This window comes from Azospirillum sp. A29 (genome assembly GCF_042604625.1).
Taxonomy (GTDB): domain Bacteria; phylum Pseudomonadota; class Alphaproteobacteria; order Azospirillales; family Azospirillaceae; genus Azospirillum; species Azospirillum palustre.
In genome coordinates this window covers 283,515-300,257 of record NZ_CP170461.1, presented here as the reverse complement: position 1 = coordinate 300,257, position 16,743 = coordinate 283,515, and the positions used below count along the sequence as shown (strand labels likewise).

The window sequence follows — 16,743 nt, the reverse complement described above, 5'->3', positions numbered from 1 at the left end:
CGCGGATCCCCCCGGACTGAGGCAGGAAAACCGCAGTTCCGGGCATTGTTGGGCACCGCAAAGCGGGCTCCGGACAGCGGCTTGCATTCCGGCTTGGTGTCAGCGTATGTGTGTCGGCGGCTGTGACGGGACCGTCCGCCGGGCCTGAAACGGTGCCCCGATGGACCGCTCCCCGCCGCGAAGCCAGGCAGAAGAAGAGGCACAGGTGGATTCGTTTTTGAAGGACCAGGGATCGGACGCTCTCCGTCGTATCTGCCGGCCGATCACGCTCCTGACCCCGGATCTCGTCACGGCGCCGGCCTCCTGGCTCGGCCATGTCCCCTTCGCCTTCTGGATCGTCGAGGCGCTCCGCCCGGACAGCTTGGTGGAGCTGGGAACGCACACCGGCAACTCCTATGCTGCCTTCTGCCAGGCGGTCCGCCATGTCGGGCTGCCGACCTCCTGCTACGCCGTCGACACCTGGGCCGGCGACCCGCAGGCCGGCTTCTACGGCGACGACATCTACAACACGCTCGCCGCCTATCATGACCCGCGCTATGCCGGCTTCTCGCGCCTGCTGCGGATGACCTTCGACGACGCGCTGCTCCATTTCGCCGACGGCAGCGTCGACCTGCTGCACATCGACGGGCTGCACACCTACGAGGCGGTGCGCCACGATTTCGAGACGTGGCTGCCGAAGATGAGCCGCCGCGGCGTGGTGCTGTTCCACGACATCAACGTCCGCAAGGACGATTTCGGCGTCTGGCGCCTGTGGGACGAGATCACCCGCGACCGCCCGTCCTTCAGCTTCCAGCATTCCAACGGCCTTGGCGTTCTCGGCGTCGGCGAGGATCTGCCGGACGCGGTGCGCGAGCTGTTCGCCGTGCAGGCCGCCGGCGGGGAAGGGCTGCGCGCCGTCCGCAACTGGTTCGACCGGCTGGGCGACGCCGCCATCGAGACCGAGACCATCCAGCGCCTGGAAGAGCAGGAGAAGCACCTGCGCACCGAGGTGGCGATGGTCCGCAAGGTGCTGGACGACCAGATCGCCCACAGCGAAGACCTGAAGGGCATGATCGCGACGCGCGACCGCGACATCGGCGTCATCCAGGGCTGGCTCGGCGACCATCAGGCCGAAATCCGCCGCCAGGGCGATGCGCTCGCCGAAATGGCGCAGGAGCTGGCCGAGCGCGAGCACGAGCTGGCCGACCGCGAACGCAACCTCGCCGCCCATGCCCGCGAACTGGTCGCCCGCGAACAGGCCATCGCCCATCTGCACGGCGTGGTGGCCAGCCGCGACCAGCACATCCACAGCCTGGTCAACTCGACTTCCTGGAAGCTGTCGGCGCCGGTGCGCAAGCTGGGCCGCCTGACCCAGAAGGCCGGGCGCTTCTACCGCCGCCGCCTGCACGCCATCACGCTGGAGCCGTTGCACGACGTGGTGCCGAGCCCGCAGGGCGGCTACGAGGCGACCGGCAGCGACCCCGCCTTCCTGCTGCGGTCCGACCGCGGCCGGCTGCCCGGCCACTGGTGCGTGATCTCCTACCGGGTGGTCCGCGCCTCGGCCCCGCTGGTGCCGGTGATCTATGTCGATGACGGCAACGGCTTCGACGAGCGGACGATGATCCGCCTGCCGGTCGACACGGTGGGCGAGTTCCGCCAGCTGGCCCTGCTGCCGCAGACGGTCAAGGCGCTGCGCTTCGACCCGGCGACCCGGCCGGTGTCCTTCGAGATCGCCGACTTCACCATCCGCGAGATCGGCAAGACCAACATCCTGCTCGACTATGTCCGGCAGAACCAGCCGGCGCGCGTGCTGGACTATCTGCGCCGCCACGGCTGGCAGGCGACCAAGCAGCGCGTCCTGCAGGAGCTGCAGCCGAACCGCTGGTCGGCCGACTACAAGTCGTGGGTGCGGATGTACGACACCCTGACGCCGGAGGACGCGACGGCGATCAAGGCCGACATCGCCCGCCTGCCGGCGCGCCCGCGCTTCTCCGTCGTCATGCCGGTCTACAACACGCCGGAGCCCTACCTGCGCGAGGCGCTGGACTCCGTGCTGGCCCAGTTCTATCCGGACTGGGAGCTGTGCATCGCCGACGACGCCTCCACCGCCCCGCATGTGCAGGCGGTGCTGGCCGAGTACAAGGTGCGCGACAACCGGATCAAAATCGTCCGGCGCGAGACCAACGGCCACATCTCCGCCGCCAGCAACAGCGCGCTGGATCTGGCGACCGGCGATTTCGTGGCGCTGATGGACCATGACGACCGGCTGCCGCCGCACGCCCTCTATGCGGTCGCCGCCGAGCTGGCGCTGCATCCCGACACCGACATCCTCTATTCCGACGAGGACAAGATCGATGCGGACGGCGAGCGCTACGACCCGCACTTCAAGTCCGGCTTCAATCTGGACCTGCTGCACGGCCAGAACATGGTCAACCACCTGGGCGTCTTCCGCCGCTCGCTGATCGAGCAGGCCGGGCGCTTCCGCCTGGGCTTCGAGGGCAGCCAGGACTACGACCTGACGCTGCGCGCGGTCGAGGCGACGGAGCCGGCGCGCATCCGCCACATCCCGGCGATCCTCTACCACTGGCGCGTCTTCCCCGAATCCGCGGCCTTCTCCACGGTCGATCTGCCGCGCGCCACCGCCGCCGCCCACAAGGCGCTGACCGAGCATTTCCAGCGCCGCGGCGTCGACGCCACGGTGGAGACCTCGCCGTCGACCGCCCGCTTCACCCGCATCCGCTACGCCCTGCCGGCCAAGCTGCCGCGGGTGTCGCTGATCGTGCCGACGCGCGACAAGGCCGATCTGCTGAAGGGCTGCATCGACGGGCTGCTGCACCGCACCGACTATCCGGATCTTGAGATCCTGATCGTCGACAACAACAGCGAGGAAGCGGCGACCTTCGCCTATTTCGACACGCTGAAGGACGAGCCGCGGGTGCGGGTGCTGACCTACAAGGCGCCCTTCAACTACTCCTCGATCAACAATTTCGCCGCCGCCGAGGCGACCGGCGAGGTGCTGGGCCTGATCAACAACGACATCGAGGTGATGGAGCCGGGCTGGCTGGCCGAGATGGTCTCCCATGCCCTGCGGCCGGAGGTCGGCGCCGTCGGCGCCAAGCTCTATTACGCCGACGGCACCATCCAGCATGCCGGCGTCGTCACCGGCATCTGCGGCGTGGCCGGCCATGTCCACAAGGGCCTGACCCGCGACGCCTACGGCTATTTCAGCCGGGCCCAGCTGACCCAGGACCTGTCCTGCGTCACCGCCGCCTGCCTGATCCTGCGCAAGGAGATCTTCGACGAGGTCGGCGGGCTGAACTCCGAGAAGCTGGCCGTCGCCTTCAACGACGTCGATTTCTGCCTGCGCATCCGCGAGAAGGGCTATCTGGTCGTCTGGACGCCGTTCGCCGAGCTGTACCATCTGGAATTGGCCTCGCGCGGGCCGGACACCGCGCCCGACAAGGTCAAGCGCTTCATGGGCGAGGTGGCCTACATGCAGGAACGCTGGGGCGACAGCCTGCTGGAAGACCCCTATTACAACCCGAACCTGACGCTGGACGCCGAGAATTTCGGGCTGGCCTTCCCGCCGCGCACGGTCAAGCCCTGGCTGCGCAAATCCTGCCCCGAGCTGCGCAAAGAGCGCCTGAAGGAAAGCATCTGAGCCATGGACGTCGTCTCCCTCGACATTCCCGACGTTAAGATCATCCATCCGAAGAAGTTCGGCGACCATCGCGGCTTCTTCTCGGAAACTTACACCAAGAAGACGTTCGAGGCGGCCGGGCTGCACTACGACTTCGTCCAGGACAACCAGTCGCTGTCGGCCGAGGTCGGCACCATCCGCGGCCTGCATTTCCAGCTGCCGCCCTTCGCCCAGGACAAGCTGGTGCGGGTGGTGCGCGGCGCCATCCTGGACGTGGCGGTCGACATCCGGAAGGGCTCCCCCACCTTCGGCCGGCATGTCAGCGCGGTGATCAGTGCGGCGGAATGGAACCAGATCCTGGTGCCGGTCGGCTTCGCCCATGGGTTCTGCACGCTGGAGCCGGACACCGAGGTCATCTACAAGGTGACCAACTATTATTCGCCCGAGCATGACCGCGGCCTGCTGTGGAACGACCCGGACCTCGGCATCGACTGGCCGGTGTCGGCGGACAAGGCGCGGCTGTCGGACAAGGACCACAAGCATCCGACCCTGGCGCAGCTGACCGACCTGTTCTGACGGCGGTTCCGGGTTGGCGGCTCCGGGTTCGGGCGCTCAAAGCTTTTGCACAACGGGGGCCGCGGGCGGCCCCGCTTTTCGGCGGTAAGGTGGTTTGATGACGCGCATTCTCGTCACCGGCGGCGCCGGTTTCATCGGCTCGGCGGTGGTCCGCCAGCTTCTCGCCGAAACCGACGCCTTCGTCGTCAATGTCGACAAGCTGACCTACGCGGCCAACCTGTCCTCCCTGCCGGGGGCCGAGGGCAATCCGCGCTACGCCTTCGAGAAGGTCGACATCTGCGACGCCGCCGAGCTGAGGCGGGTCTTCGACACCCACCAGCCCGACGCGGTGATGCATCTGGCCGCCGAATCCCATGTCGACCGCTCGATCGACGGGCCGGGCGAGTTTATCCAGACCAACGTGGTCGGCACCTTCCGCCTGCTGGAAGCGGCGCGCGGCTACTGGTCGGCCCTGCCGGCCGAGCGCAAAGAGGCCTTCCGCTTCCACCACATCTCGACCGACGAGGTGTTCGGCACGCTGGGCGACGACGGCTTCTTCACCGAGACCACCGCCTACAGCCCCAACTCGCCCTATTCGGCCAGCAAGGCGTCGAGCGACCATCTGGTCCGCGCCTGGCACGAGACCTACGGGCTGCCGGTGGTGCTGACCAACTGCTCCAACAATTACGGCCCCTACCATTTCCCGGAAAAGCTGATCCCGCTGATGATCCTGAAGGGTCTGGCGGGCGAGAAGCTGCCGGTCTACGGCAAGGGCGACAACATCCGCGACTGGCTCTATGTCGAGGACCATGCCCGCGCGCTGCGGCTGGTTCTGGAGAAGGGCAAGGTCGGCGAGAGCTACAACATCGGCGGCCACAACGAGCGCACCAACCTGGAGGTCGTCCGCGCCATCTGCGCGCATCTCGACGAGATGGACCCGGCCGGTGCCCCGCACGACCGCCTGATCAGCTTCGTCACCGACCGCCCCGGCCATGACAAGCGCTATGCCATCGACGCCGGCAAGATCGAGCGCGAACTGGGCTGGACCCCGCAGGAGACCTTCGAGAGCGGCCTGCGCAAGACGGTCGCCTGGTATCTGGAGAACCGTGACTGGTGGCAGGCCATCCTCAACGGCTCCTACCAGGGCGAACGGCTCGGCCTGACCGATGAAGGAGCGGCGTCGTGAAGGTTCCCATGAAAGTCCTGGTTCTCGGCAGCAACGGCCAGCTCGGCTTCGAGCTGATGCGCGCCAGCTGGGCGCCGGGCACCGATGTGGTCGGCCTGCCCTATCCCGAGTTCGACGTGACCCGGCCGGGCGACGTGGAAAAGGCGGTCGCCGCCCACGCGCCGGACCTGCTGGTCAACGCCACCGCCCACACCGCCGTCGACAAGGCCGAGAGCGAGGTCGACCTGTCCTTCGCGATCAACCGCGACGGGCCGGGCGCCATGGCGGCGGCCTGCGCCGCGCGCGGCATCCCCTTCATCCATGTGTCGACCGATTACGTGTTCGACGGGACGAAGGACGGCATCTACACCGAGGACGATCCGATCAACCCGCTGGGCGTCTATGGCGCCAGCAAGGCGGCGGGCGAGGAGGCGGTGCGGGCGGCGACGCCTGAACATGTCATCCTGCGCACCTCCTGGGTCTACAGCGCCTACGGCAACAACTTCGTCAAGACGATGCTGCGCTTCGGCAAGGAGCGCGAGGAGATGCGGGTGGTCGCCGACCAGCACGGCTCGCCCACCGCCGCCGACGACCTCGCCGCCGCCATCGTCCACATCGCCGGGACGATCGAGAAGACGGGCGCCGCCGCCTGGGGCACCTATCACCTGACCGGCAGCGGCTATACCAACTGGCACGATTTCGCCGAGCACATCTTCCGGCGGCTGGAAGAGCGCACCGGCAAGCGGCCGCGCCTGACCGCCATCGGCACGGCGGACTACCCGACCCCGGCGCGCCGCCCGGCCAATTCGCGGCTGGACTGCTCCCGCGCCAGGGAGCGTCTCGGCGTCGCCTGCCCGCCGTGGCAGGAAAGCGTCGACCGCGTGATCGACGAGCTGTTCACCAACCCGCCGCAGGCGTGAGGACGAAGACCATGAAGGGCATCATCCTGGCCGGCGGGTCCGGCACCCGCCTCTACCCGGTGACGCGGGCGATCAGCAAGCAGCTGCTGCCGATCTATGACAAGCCGATGATCTATTTCCCGCTCAGCACCCTGATGCTGGCGGGCATCCGCGACATCCTGATCATCACCACGCCGCACGACCAGCCGCTGTTCCAGACGGTGCTGGGCGACGGGTCGCAGTGGGGCCTGAACCTGACCTACGCGATCCAGCCCTCGCCCGACGGGCTGGCCCAGGCCTTCATCATCGGCCGCGAGTTCGTCGGCAACGACAGTTGCGCGCTGGTTCTCGGCGACAACATCTTCTACGGCCACGGCCTGACCAACATCCTGCGCGCCGCCGGCGAGAAGACCGAGGGCGCCAGCGTCTTCGCCTATGCCGTGCGCGACCCCGAGCGCTACGGCGTGGTGGAGTTCGACGGCGAGGGCCGGGCGCTGAGCATCGAGGAGAAGCCGGTCGCCCCGCGCTCCAAATGGGCGGTGACCGGGCTTTACTTCTACGACAACGACGTGCTGGACATCGCCGCGGCGGTGAAGCCGTCGGCCAGAGGCGAGCTGGAGATCACCTCGGTCAACGCCGCCTATCTGGAACTGGGCAAGCTGTCGGTCGAGCAGATGGGCCGCGGCTATGGCTGGTTCGACACCGGCACCCACGACAGCCTGCTGGAGGCGGCGGAGTTCGTCCGCACCATCCAGCACCGCCAGGGCCTGCAGATCGCCTGCCCGGAGGAGATCGCCTACACCTCCGGCTGGATCGACGCCGAGCAGGTCAGCCGTCTGGCCGAGCCGCTGAAGAAGAACGACTACGGGCGCTATCTGCTCGGGCTGCTCGGCTAGAATCAGGCGGCTCCCCGTACCCACAGCCAAGACAGGAAGGCAGCCTTGCCGGCTCTCACCAACCGAAAGCGTGTCCTCGTCACCGGCGGCGCCGGCTTCCTGGGCTCGCACCTGTGCGAGCGGCTGCTGGCCGCCGGCAACGACGTGCTGTGCGTCGACAACTTCTTCACCGGCAGCCGCGACAACGTCCTGCACCTGCTGGACAACCCGCATTTCGAGCTGATGCGCCACGACGTGACGTTTCCGCTCTATGTCGAGGTCGACGAGATCTACAATCTCGCCTGCCCGGCCTCGCCGATCCATTACCAGCACGACCCCGTCCAGACGACCAAGACCAGCGTGCACGGCGCCATCAACATGCTGGGGCTGGCCAAGCGGGTGGGGGCGCGGATCATGCAGGCCTCGACCTCGGAGGTCTACGGCGACCCGGCCGTGCATCCGCAGCCCGAGGAATATTGGGGCAACGTGAACACCATCGGCCCGCGCGCCTGCTACGACGAGGGCAAGCGCTGCGCCGAGACGCTGTTCTTCGACTATCACCGCCAGCACAGGCTGGACATCAAGGTGATCCGCATCTTCAACACCTACGGCCCGCGCATGCACCCCAACGACGGGCGCGTGGTGTCGAACTTCATCATCCAGGCACTGAAGGGCGAACCGATCACCATCTACGGCGACGGCCAGCAGACGCGGTCCTTCTGCTATGCCGACGACCTGATCGAAGGCTTCCTGCGCTTCATGGCCACGCCGGCCGGCGTCACCGGCCCGATCAACCTGGGCAACCCCGGCGAGTTCACCATGCTGGAGCTGGCGGAGAAGGTGATCCGCCTGACCCGCTCGGCCTCGACGATCGAACATATGCCGCTGCCGCAGGACGACCCCAAGCAGCGCCGCCCCGACATCGCCAAGGCCCGCGCCCTGCTGGACTGGGAGCCGGCCGTGCCGCTGGACGAGGGGCTGGACCGCACCATCGCCTATTTCCGCGGACGGTTCTTCGCCTGACGGCGAAAGCCCCTACCGGACCAGCCGCTCCTCCCAGGAAAGCGCCGAGGCGACGATGGTCTCCAGGTCGGCGTGGCGCGGGGTCCAGTCCAGGGTGCGGCCGATGCGCTCAACACCCGCCACCAGGGCCGGCGGATCGCCGGCGCGGCGCGGACCGATGCGCATCGGCAGCGGCTTGCCGGTCACCCGCTCCACCATCGCCAGCACCTCGCGCACCGAATAGCCGCGGCCGTAGCCGCAGTTCATCACCTCCGACGCGCCGCCCGCCTCCAGATGGCGGAGTGCGGCGACATGGGCGTCGGCGAGGTCGCTGACATGGATGTAATCGCGCACGCAGGTGCCGTCCGCCGTGTCGTAGTCGTCGCCGTAGATCTGCAATTCAGCCCGCTGGCCGGTGACGGTCTGGGCGGCGATCTTGATCAGGTGGGTGGCGACCTTCGACACCTGCCCGGAGCGGCCCTGCGGATCGGCGCCGGCGACGTTGAAGTAGCGCAGCGCGACGTATCGCAGATCGTGCGCCGCCGCGGTGTCGCGCAGCATCCACTCCGTCATCAGCTTGGAGGAGCCGTAGGGGTTGATCGGCTTGGTCGGCGTCTGTTCGTCGATGGGCAGCCGCTCCGGCATGCCGTAGACGGCGGCGGTGGAGGAGAAGATGAAGCGGCCGATCCCGGCCTCGACGCAGGCCTCCACCAGGGCGTGGCTCTTCACCGTGTTGTTGCGGTAGTAGGCGAGCGGCCGCTCCACCGATTCCGGCACGACGATGCTGCCGGCGAAATGCATCACGGTGCCGATGCCGTGGCGGGCGAAGGTGTCGGCCAGCAGGGCCTTGTCGCCGACGTCGCCCTCGACCAGCGGCACCCCATCGGGCAGGGCCGAGCGCCGGCCGGTGGAGAGATCGTCCAGCACCACGACGGCGCGTCCCTGGTCGCGCAGGGCCAGCACCACATGGGAGCCGATATAGCCGGCGCCGCCGGTCACCAGCACGGTCGCGTTGTCGCTCGTGGTCATGTCCGCTCTTCGTCTTCGATTGGGGTCGATGGGGCAGAGTCGGAAGATAGTCGCCCGCCCATGCTGCACTGCGGGCTTTTCCGCCGAACGGGCGACATCATTCGAACGGCCTCCAACGCCCCGCTCCGCCCCGATGGGCAGCCGGATGGAGAGCGGGGGGCGCTAGTCGAGGTAGTAGCGCAGGATGACCGTCCGCTGAACCACCAGGATGCTGACGATGGGGAAGAGCCAGACCATCCAGGTCAGGCCGCGCTCCAGAACGCCCGCCGGGCCAGCAGACCAGCCGCCAGTAGACCAGCCGCCAGCAGACCAGCCGGAAGCCAGCTCCTGCCGGCCGCCGGCGAAGGCCAGCGGCAGCAGGGCCGCCAGCGGCAGGAAGTAACGCCCCTGCACGCCGTCGACCCACAGCTGGCCGACCGGCGTCCACACCATGTAGAGCGCCCCGAACAGCAGCGCCCCGGTCGCCAGTACGACAGCCGCGGTCACCGCCGAGGCCCGCGCCGGCGCGCCGGAATACCAGTCCGCCGCCCGGCGACCGAGCAGCAGCGGCAGGAAGGACAGCAGCAGGACCAGATAGGCGGCGGCGTAATAGGGCCTGGGCAGCCGGGTGTCGACCCAGCCGAGGATGCCGACGAACTGCTGGTAATACTCGTCGCCCCAAACCTGGAAGGTCTTCACCGCGATGGTGAGGACGGCCAGCGGGTTGTCGAGCAGGAAGCGGAGCTGCCCCATGGCGTCGGTCGGCGCGTCCTGGCGGATCAGCGGCGTCTGCACGGCAAGCGCCATCCACACCGCCCAGCCGACGGCAGCGGCCAGCGAGGCGGCGACGGCAAGGCGCTTCACCGCCGCCCGCTCGGCCGGGACCGCCAGCGGCATCAGGCAGAGCAGGGCGTAGGGCTGCTTGGTCATCCCCACCAGGGCGAAGCAGACCGCACTGGCCCAGACCTCCGCGCTGCGCAGCGGCCGGCCTTCGGACAGCGCCCGGGCCAGGAAGGCGATGCCGAGCGCGGTGACGGTGATGACCAGCCCGTCCTGGCTCATCGAGGCGTAGAGCGAGACCGACATCGGCAGCAGCAGCACCGCGAACAGCGGCAGATGCGCCCGGCCGGCCAGCAGCAGGGCGAAGAAGCCGACGACGATGCAGGTCAGCGCGTTGGCCGCCCGCGCCAGATACAGCGTCTGCACCACCGGCAGGTCGATGGCCTTGCCGAGGGCGATGGCGGCGGCCTGCGGCAGGTAGAAGAAGGGCGGGTAGGGAGCGGTGTTCTCCGCCGCCACGTTGAAGACCCGGCCGTCCCAGCGGGCGGTGAAGGACTTGACGAAATCCTCCAGGTTGGCCCTCTCGTCCGGCTTGAAGGGGACATGATGGAAGGGGAAATAGGCCTCGATGATCGCGACGTCGGACGGGCCGCCCGCCGCGATCCGCCCGTCGGTCTGAACCTTGGCGGCCACCCAGTAGCCATGGGTGATCATGTTGGCCCGGTAGATGTGGGCGGGCTCGTCGGCGGTCTGGAAGGGCGGCAGGCTCCAGACCAGAAAGAATGCCGAGATGGTTGCCAGAACGGCAAAGAGGAACGGACCTATCCGCTGCATCACCAGACCTGTCGCTGAAGGGGCTGGTGGGTGGGTACCCCATCCGCCGGACAGGCGCCACCTGGAAACTCCGGCTTGGCAGGAGGAACGGAGCGGCCTTTACGGTTCGCGGATGCTTTCGTCCAGGGCGCGGATGACGGGGTAGAGGAAGTAGGACAGGACCGAGCGGGTGCCGACGCGGATCTCGGCCGAGGCGACCATGCCGGGGCTGAGCAGCGTGCCGGCGGGCACCCCCTCCAGCTGGGTGTCGGTCAGGCGGATGCGGGCGCGGAAGACGGCGCCGGCGGCCGGACGGGGGCCGTCCGGGTTGATGGCGGCGGCGCCCTGGGCACCCGAGGGGTCGTGGATGAAGGCGTCGGCGCTGATGGTGCGGATCTCGCCGGGCAGGGTGCCGTGGCGCTGGAAGGGGAAGGCGTCCAGCTTCACCCGCACGAAGTCGCCGACGCGGACCAGGCCGATGTCGCGCGACGGGATTTCCGCCTCCACCTCCAGCGGCACGTCGGCGGGGACCAGCGTGACCAGCGGTTCGGCCTCGCGGATGACGGAGCCGACGGAGCGCTTGGCCACCTCCAGCACCACCGCGTCGACCGGGGCGGTCAGGGTGACCAGCGAGCGGCGGCGCTCGGCCTTGGCGATCTGCTCGACCAGCGTGGCCCGCTGGCGGCTCTGCTCCACCAGCTCCTCCGCCGTCTTGCGCCGCCATTCGTCGATGAAGGCGGCGCGGTCGGCCTGGACGCCGCGCAGCTCGTGTGCGCTCGCCTGCTCGCGGTCCTGAAGGGCGGTCAGCTCGTCGCGCATGCGCAGCCGCTCGACCCGCGCCTCCAGCCAGGTCAGGCGGGACCCGGTCTGGCGTTCCTGAAGCTGGCGGCGGATGTCCTCGACCTCGCCCACCACGGCGAGCCGTTCGGCAAGGCCGGCCTGGGCGCGGCGGCCGGCGGCGATGGCGCTGTCCAGCTGCCCGGCCTTCTCGTCGAGAGAGGCGAGGCGGGAGCGGTATTCGGCGCGGCGGCGCTCCAGGATGGCGGCCTGGACGGCCGCATCGGGGTTGTTGGCGGGGGTGAAGTCGCCGCCGTCCAGCTCGGCGCGCAGCCGGCCGATCTGCGCCTCGACGCTGGCGAGCTTGGCGGTCAGGTCGGCCAGATCCGCCGCGGCGAAGGTGGGGTCGAGCGTCGCCAGACGGTCGCCGGCCCGGACACGGTCGCCGACCTGCACGTCGACGCCGCGCACCACCGCGGTCTCCAGCGGCTGGGCGACCACCAGCGGCGCCGTGGTCACCAGCCGGCCGCCGGCGGTGACGATGCGGTCGACCTGGGCGAAGCCGGCCCACAGCACCAGCGCCACCAGCAGCCCGGCCAGCACATAGAGGGTGGAGCGCGCCGCCCGCGGCAGCGGCGCATGCTCGATGGCCGCCCCGTCCGGCAGATAGTCCAGCGCGAAGCCCGGCGGCGGTGCCGACGGGGCGGGCAGGGTGGCACGGCGGCGCGACGGGGAGGATGGGGGGGCGGGTTTGGCCGGAACGACCTCGCGGCCGGTCTCCGCCTGCGCGGCGTCCTGGCGGTCGATTTCGGGCACCCCCGCTTCGGGCATCTGCGTGTCGGGCATGGTTCAGCGCCCCCGGTTCTGCTGCTGCCACAGATGCCGGTATTCGGCGCAACGGTCGAGCAGGAGGGGATGGGGGGCGAGGTCGAGCAGGCGGCCCTGCTCCAGCACGGCGATGGTGTCGCAGCCGGTCAGGGTGGAGAGCCGGTGGGTGACGATCAGCACGGTGCGGCCATGGGCGATGCGCCGCAGATTGGCCATGACGATGGCCTCGCTGTCGGGGTCGAGCGCCGAGGTCGCCTCGTCCAGGATCAGCAGGCGCGGCTGGGGCAGCAGGGCGCGGGCGATAGCGATGCGCTGCTTCTGGCCGCCGGACAGGTTGCTCGCCCCCTCCTCCACCAGCGTGTCGTAGCCGTCGGGCAGGCGGTGGATGAACTCGTCGGCGCCGGCCAGCCGGGCGGCCTCGACGATCTCCTCGCGGCTGGCCTCGGGCATGGTCATGGCGATGTTGTCGCGGATGGTGCCGCGGAACAGGAAATTCTCCTGCAGCACCACGCCGATGGAGCGGCGCAGATGGGCCAGATCCAGCTCGCGGATGTCGAGCCCGTCATAGCGGATGCTGCCCTCCTGCACCGGGTAGAAGCCCTGGAGCAGCCGCATCAGCGTGCTCTTGCCCGAGCCGCTGCGCCCGACCAGCCCGACGACCGAGCCGGCCGGCACGGTCAGGGTGACGCCGTCGAGCGCCGCCGGGCGGTTGCGGTCGTAGCGGAAGCCGAGCCCCTCGATCTCGATGCGGCCGATCAGGGCGGGGCAGGCGCCGCTGCCCTCGCGCCGCGGCTCGGCCGGGTGGTTCATCACCTCGCCCAGCATGCGCACCGACAGGGCGGTCTCCTGATACTGGTGGATCAGCGAGACGATCTGGACCAGCGGCGTCACCACGCGGCCCGACAGCATCTGGAAGGCGATCAGGGCGCCGACCGACAGCTGGCGGTCGAAGACGTCGAAGGCGCCGACGGCGACCACCGCCACCATCATCGCCTTCTCCAGGAACTCCGTCACCGTGCGGGCGGCGATGGAGATGCGGCCGACCCGGTAATGGCTGGTCACCGCGCGGGCGGCCTTGCGGTCCCAGCTGCGGCGCTGCTGCGGTTCGAGTGCCGAGGATTTGACGGTGCGCATGCCGTGGATGGTTTCCACCAGCATGGCCTGCCGCTCGGCATCGGCGTTGTAGAGGTCGCTCAGGCGGCTGCGGTAGACCGGCACCAATGCCACCACCACGCCGGCGATCAGGCCGGCGAACAGCAGCGCCACCAGCGTCAGCTTGACCGAATAGAAGAACAGCACCGGCAAGAAGACCAGCAGCACCAGGCTGTCGAGCACGGTCGACAGCAGGTTGCCGGTCAGGAACTCGCGGATGCGCTCCACCTGCTGCATGTGGCGCACGGTGACGCCGGCCGAATGCCCGTCGAAGAAGGTGATCGGCAGGTCGAGCAGATGGCCGAAGGTGCGGTTCAGCAGGCGGATGTCGATGCGGTTGGCCGCCGCCAGCAGGATGAACTGGCGCAGGAAGCGGAAGCCCGCCTCGAACAGCAGGGCACCCAGCACGCCGATGGTCAGCACCTGCAAGGTGGCGACGGTCTCGTTCACCAGCACCTTGTCGATCACGATCTGGAAATAGACCGGGACGACAAGGGCGAGCGCGTGCAGGACCAGGGCCGCGACCACCACGTCGCGGAAGGCCGATTTCTGGCGCAGGATCTCCGGCACGAACCAGCGCAGGCCGAAGGGCTGGCGCGGGTCGGCGAGGCCGTGGCGCGGCTTGAGGAAGACCAGCTCGCCGCTCCAGCGCTCCAGGAAGCGGTCGCGCGGCACGTCGATCACGTCCAGCCGGTCGGCCAGCGGATCGACGACGCCGACCATCGGTTCCTCCGCCGGGTCCGCAGGACGCGACAGCCCGACCAGGATGACGGTGTTGCCGTTGGACAGCCGCGCCAGCAGCGGGAAGACGGGGGGAGGGACTGCAAGCCCTTCCAGTCCAGCCGGCGGGCGGTCGCCTTGAAGCCGGTGGCGGCGGCGATGCGCAGCAGGTCGGCGGTGGACGGCTCGCCGTCCGGTCCGCCGGTGGCGACGCGGGCGCGCAGGGCGGACGGCGAAGCCGACAGGCCGTGATGGCGCGCCACCAGCGTCAGGCAGCGCAGCGCGGTGCTCTCGTCGTGGTTCGGCGCGGCCTCGGGGCCGGGGGGCGGAGGCGTGACGGTCGTGCTGGCGTCCGGCATCGGTCAGCCGAAATTCGGCGAGCGGGGCCGGGTGGGCGGGATGGCCGGGGCTGCCGAGGCGGGAGAGGCCGGCTGGACCGCGGCCTGCAGCTGGCCCTGGAAGGCCGGAGCGGCAGGGGAGGCGTGAGAGGGAGCGGGAGCCGACGCGGCGCCGGAATTGGGCGGCAGCACGCCGGCGGCCTCCAGCCGCTGGCGCATGCCCTCCAGCGCGGAGAGGCTGGCGAGGAAGCCCGGCAGGCTCATCACCACCCGCTGGCGGATGGCGGGCAGCGGCTGGCCGTTGCCGTCCTTGCGCAGCGCCGACAGGCTGAACAGGTCGATGCGGACCATGCCGTTGCCGAAGCCGATGTCGAAGACCCCGTCGGCATAGAGTTCGGGGATGCGGTCGTCCGGCGGCGGATCGATGGTCATGATGGTCCCGGCAGCAGAAGGCGGGGCGCCGCTGCGGCACCCTCGCGCCCCCTTTCTACCGGAAGTCGGCGACCCGGACCAAGCCGCCAATGTCCGCAACCGCAAAGAGACACAGGCGCCGCCTCCGCTTGCGCGGAGGCGTTTGTCCGTTTGCCTCAATCGCCGGCGAGGCCGTCCGGCCTCCTGGCTATCGCGGGCACGAGCCCGCGAGGCCGCGGTCGCGGCCCTCCGGCGGCAACGGCCGTTGCCGCTCAGTTGCGGCCGTAGACGTCCTCGAGCCGGACGATGTCGTCCTCGCCCAGATAGGAGCCGGACTGCACCTCGATGATGGTCAGCGGCACCTTGCCGGGGTTCTCCAGCCGGTGGACCGTGCCGATCGGGATGTAGATCGACTGGTTTTCGTAGACCATCACCTGCTCCTCGCCGCGGGTGACCAGCGCGGTGCCGTTGACCACCACCCAGTGCTCGGCGCGGTGATGGTGCTTCTGGAGCGACAGGCGCGAGCCGGGGGCGATGGTGAGGCTCTTCACCTGGAAGCGGTCGCCGGTGTGCAGCGACTGGTAGGACCCCCAGGGGCGGTGGACCCGGCGGTGGCTGACGGACTCGCTGCGCCCCTCGGCCTTCAGCCGGTCGACGATGCGCTTGACGTCCTGGGCCTGGGAGCGGTCGGCGACCAGCACGGCGTCGTCAACCACCACCACCACGGCGTTCTCCACCCCGACCACCGCGGTCAGGTGGTTCTCGCTGCGGACGTAGCAGTCGCGGGCCCCCTCCAGCAGCACGTCGCCGACGATGACGTTGCCCTCGCCGTCCTTGTTGCCGACGTCCCACAGCGCCGACCAGGCGCCGACGTCGGTCCAGCCGATCTCGCAGGGGACGACGGCGGCGCGGTCGGTGCGCTCCATCACCGCATAGTCGATGGAGATGCTGGGCGCCTTGGCGAAGGCGGCGGCGTCCAGACGGAAGAAGTCGAGATCCTTGGAGCCCTGCTCCAGCGCCTCGCGGCAGGCGGCCAGCACCGCCGGGGCGTGGCGCTCCAGCTCGGCCAGCAGGCGGGAGGCCGGGAACAGGAACATGCCGCTGTTCCAGGCATAGGTGCCTTCGGCGAGGTAGCGCTCGGCCACCTCCAGCGACGGCTTCTCGACGAAGGCGGCGACATTGTAGGCGCCGTCGGCTTCGTCCATCGAATGGCCGCGGCGGATATAGCCGTAGCCGGTCTCCGGCCGGGTCGGGGCGATGCCGAAGGTGACCAGCCGGCCGGCCTGGGCGGCGCGGGCGGCAATGCCGACGGCGCGGCGGAAGGCCTCGGCGTCGCGGATCTCGTGGTCGGCCGGCAGGATCAGCAGCAGGGCGTCCGGATCGTCCGCCGCGACCGCCAGGGCGGCGAGCGCACAGGCGGCGGCGGTGTTGCGGCCGGCCGGCTCCAGAATGATGCCGCGCGGCGTGCAGCGCGACTGGCGCAGCTGCTCGGCGGCGAGGAAGCGGTGTTCCTGGTTGCAGATCACCAGGGGAGCCGCGAAGACGGCCTCCGCGGCAGCAGCAGCCGGGGAGCCAGGCTGCGCGCTGACCCGCAAAGCGGTGTCCTGGAGCATCGTCCGGTCGGAGCAGAGCGGCAGAAACTGCTTGGGATACAGTTCGCGCGACAAGGGCCACAAACGGGACCCCGTACCGCCGGACAGCAGCACCGGGACGATCTTCTGCGCGGAATTGCCGTTCATCCTGCCGCCATCTGTTGTGTGAGCATGTGGTCGGGCGCCGGCAGCCGCACAGGGGCAAAACC

The 16,743-nt window shown here is 69.5% G+C and carries 11 protein-coding genes and 1 pseudogene; 6 read left to right on the top strand and 6 right to left on the bottom strand.

Annotated elements, in window-relative coordinates:
• Positions 1–205: 205 nt before the first annotated feature.
• The 6 genes from ABNQ38_RS07015 to ABNQ38_RS06990 all read left to right on the top strand — a co-directional run bounded on the left by ABNQ38_RS07015 (position 206) and on the right by ABNQ38_RS06990 (position 8,136).
• Positions 206–3,640: a glycosyltransferase gene (locus ABNQ38_RS07015; RefSeq protein WP_377806414.1), complete on the top strand. Its 3,435-nt coding sequence runs from the start codon at positions 206–208 to the stop codon at positions 3,638–3,640.
• A 3-nt stretch (positions 3,641–3,643) separates the two neighbouring features.
• Positions 3,644–4,195 (top strand): dTDP-4-dehydrorhamnose 3,5-epimerase, encoded by a 552-nt coding sequence (gene rfbC / locus ABNQ38_RS07010; RefSeq protein WP_377806413.1) that lies wholly within the window; start codon positions 3,644–3,646, stop codon positions 4,193–4,195.
• A gap of 97 nt (positions 4,196–4,292) precedes the next feature.
• Entirely contained in the window at positions 4,293–5,360 is a 1,068-nt protein-coding gene (gene rfbB / locus ABNQ38_RS07005; protein WP_377806412.1) for a dTDP-glucose 4,6-dehydratase, read from the top strand.
• An 8-nt stretch (positions 5,361–5,368) separates the two neighbouring features.
• The gene (gene rfbD / locus ABNQ38_RS07000; protein WP_377806477.1) at positions 5,369–6,259 is read left to right on the top strand and encodes a dTDP-4-dehydrorhamnose reductase; all 891 of its coding nucleotides are present in this window, start codon (positions 5,369–5,371) and stop codon (positions 6,257–6,259) included.
• 11 nt (positions 6,260–6,270) lie between these two features.
• Positions 6,271–7,134 (top strand): glucose-1-phosphate thymidylyltransferase RfbA, encoded by an 864-nt coding sequence (rfbA, locus tag ABNQ38_RS06995; RefSeq protein ID WP_377806411.1) that lies wholly within the window; start codon positions 6,271–6,273, stop codon positions 7,132–7,134.
• Positions 7,135–7,179: 45 nt separating this feature from the next.
• Positions 7,180–8,136, top strand: coding sequence for a UDP-glucuronic acid decarboxylase family protein (locus ABNQ38_RS06990; RefSeq protein WP_377806410.1), 957 nt, complete (start codon positions 7,180–7,182; stop codon positions 8,134–8,136).
• A 12-nt stretch (positions 8,137–8,148) separates the two neighbouring features.
• Here the strand turns inward: ABNQ38_RS06990 and galE are convergent, their stop codons facing one another.
• The 6 genes and pseudogenes from galE to ABNQ38_RS06960 form a co-directional block, all read right to left on the bottom strand.
• Entirely contained in the window at positions 8,149–9,144 is a 996-nt protein-coding gene (gene galE / locus ABNQ38_RS06985) for a UDP-glucose 4-epimerase GalE (RefSeq protein WP_377806409.1), read from the bottom strand.
• Positions 9,145–9,306: 162 nt separating this feature from the next.
• Entirely contained in the window at positions 9,307–10,737 is a 1,431-nt protein-coding gene (locus tag ABNQ38_RS06980; RefSeq protein WP_377806476.1) for a DUF2142 domain-containing protein, read from the bottom strand.
• Positions 10,738–10,836: 99 nt separating this feature from the next.
• Positions 10,837–12,339, bottom strand: a complete 1,503-nt coding sequence (locus tag ABNQ38_RS06975) for an HlyD family type I secretion periplasmic adaptor subunit (protein WP_377806408.1) — start codon at positions 12,337–12,339, stop codon at positions 10,837–10,839.
• Between the two features lie 3 nt (positions 12,340–12,342).
• Positions 12,343–14,552: pseudogene (locus ABNQ38_RS06970) on the bottom strand (peptidase domain-containing ABC transporter).
• Positions 14,553–14,555: 3 nt separating this feature from the next.
• The gene (locus ABNQ38_RS06965) at positions 14,556–14,963 is read right to left on the bottom strand and encodes a hypothetical protein (protein WP_377806407.1); all 408 of its coding nucleotides are present in this window, start codon (positions 14,961–14,963) and stop codon (positions 14,556–14,558) included.
• Positions 14,964–15,214: 251 nt separating this feature from the next.
• On the bottom strand, positions 15,215–16,681 hold the full coding sequence (locus tag ABNQ38_RS06960) for a mannose-1-phosphate guanylyltransferase/mannose-6-phosphate isomerase (RefSeq protein WP_377806406.1): 1,467 nt from the start codon (positions 16,679–16,681) through the stop codon (positions 15,215–15,217).
• Positions 16,682–16,743: the final 62 nt, after the last annotated feature.

Bases quoted from the DNA above. Each gene is read 5' to 3' on its own strand.
- ABNQ38_RS06960 (WP_377806406.1), bottom strand. From the start codon at position 16,681: ATGAACGGCAATTCCGCGCAGAAGATCGTCCCGGTGCTGCTGTCCGGC.
- ABNQ38_RS06965 (WP_377806407.1), bottom strand. From the start codon at position 14,963: ATGACCATCGATCCGCCGCCGGACGACCGCATCCCCGAACTCTATGCC.
- rfbB (WP_377806412.1), top strand. From the start codon at position 4,293: ATGACGCGCATTCTCGTCACCGGCGGCGCCGGTTTCATCGGCTCGGCG.
- rfbA (WP_377806411.1), top strand. From the start codon at position 6,271: ATGAAGGGCATCATCCTGGCCGGCGGGTCCGGCACCCGCCTCTACCCG.
- ABNQ38_RS06975 (WP_377806408.1), bottom strand. From the start codon at position 12,339: ATGCCCGACACGCAGATGCCCGAAGCGGGGGTGCCCGAAATCGACCGC.
- ABNQ38_RS06980 (WP_377806476.1), bottom strand. From the start codon at position 10,737: ATGCAGCGGATAGGTCCGTTCCTCTTTGCCGTTCTGGCAACCATCTCG.
- rfbD (WP_377806477.1), top strand. From the start codon at position 5,369: ATGAAAGTCCTGGTTCTCGGCAGCAACGGCCAGCTCGGCTTCGAGCTG.
- galE (WP_377806409.1), bottom strand. From the start codon at position 9,144: ATGACCACGAGCGACAACGCGACCGTGCTGGTGACCGGCGGCGCCGGC.
- rfbC (WP_377806413.1), top strand. From the start codon at position 3,644: ATGGACGTCGTCTCCCTCGACATTCCCGACGTTAAGATCATCCATCCG.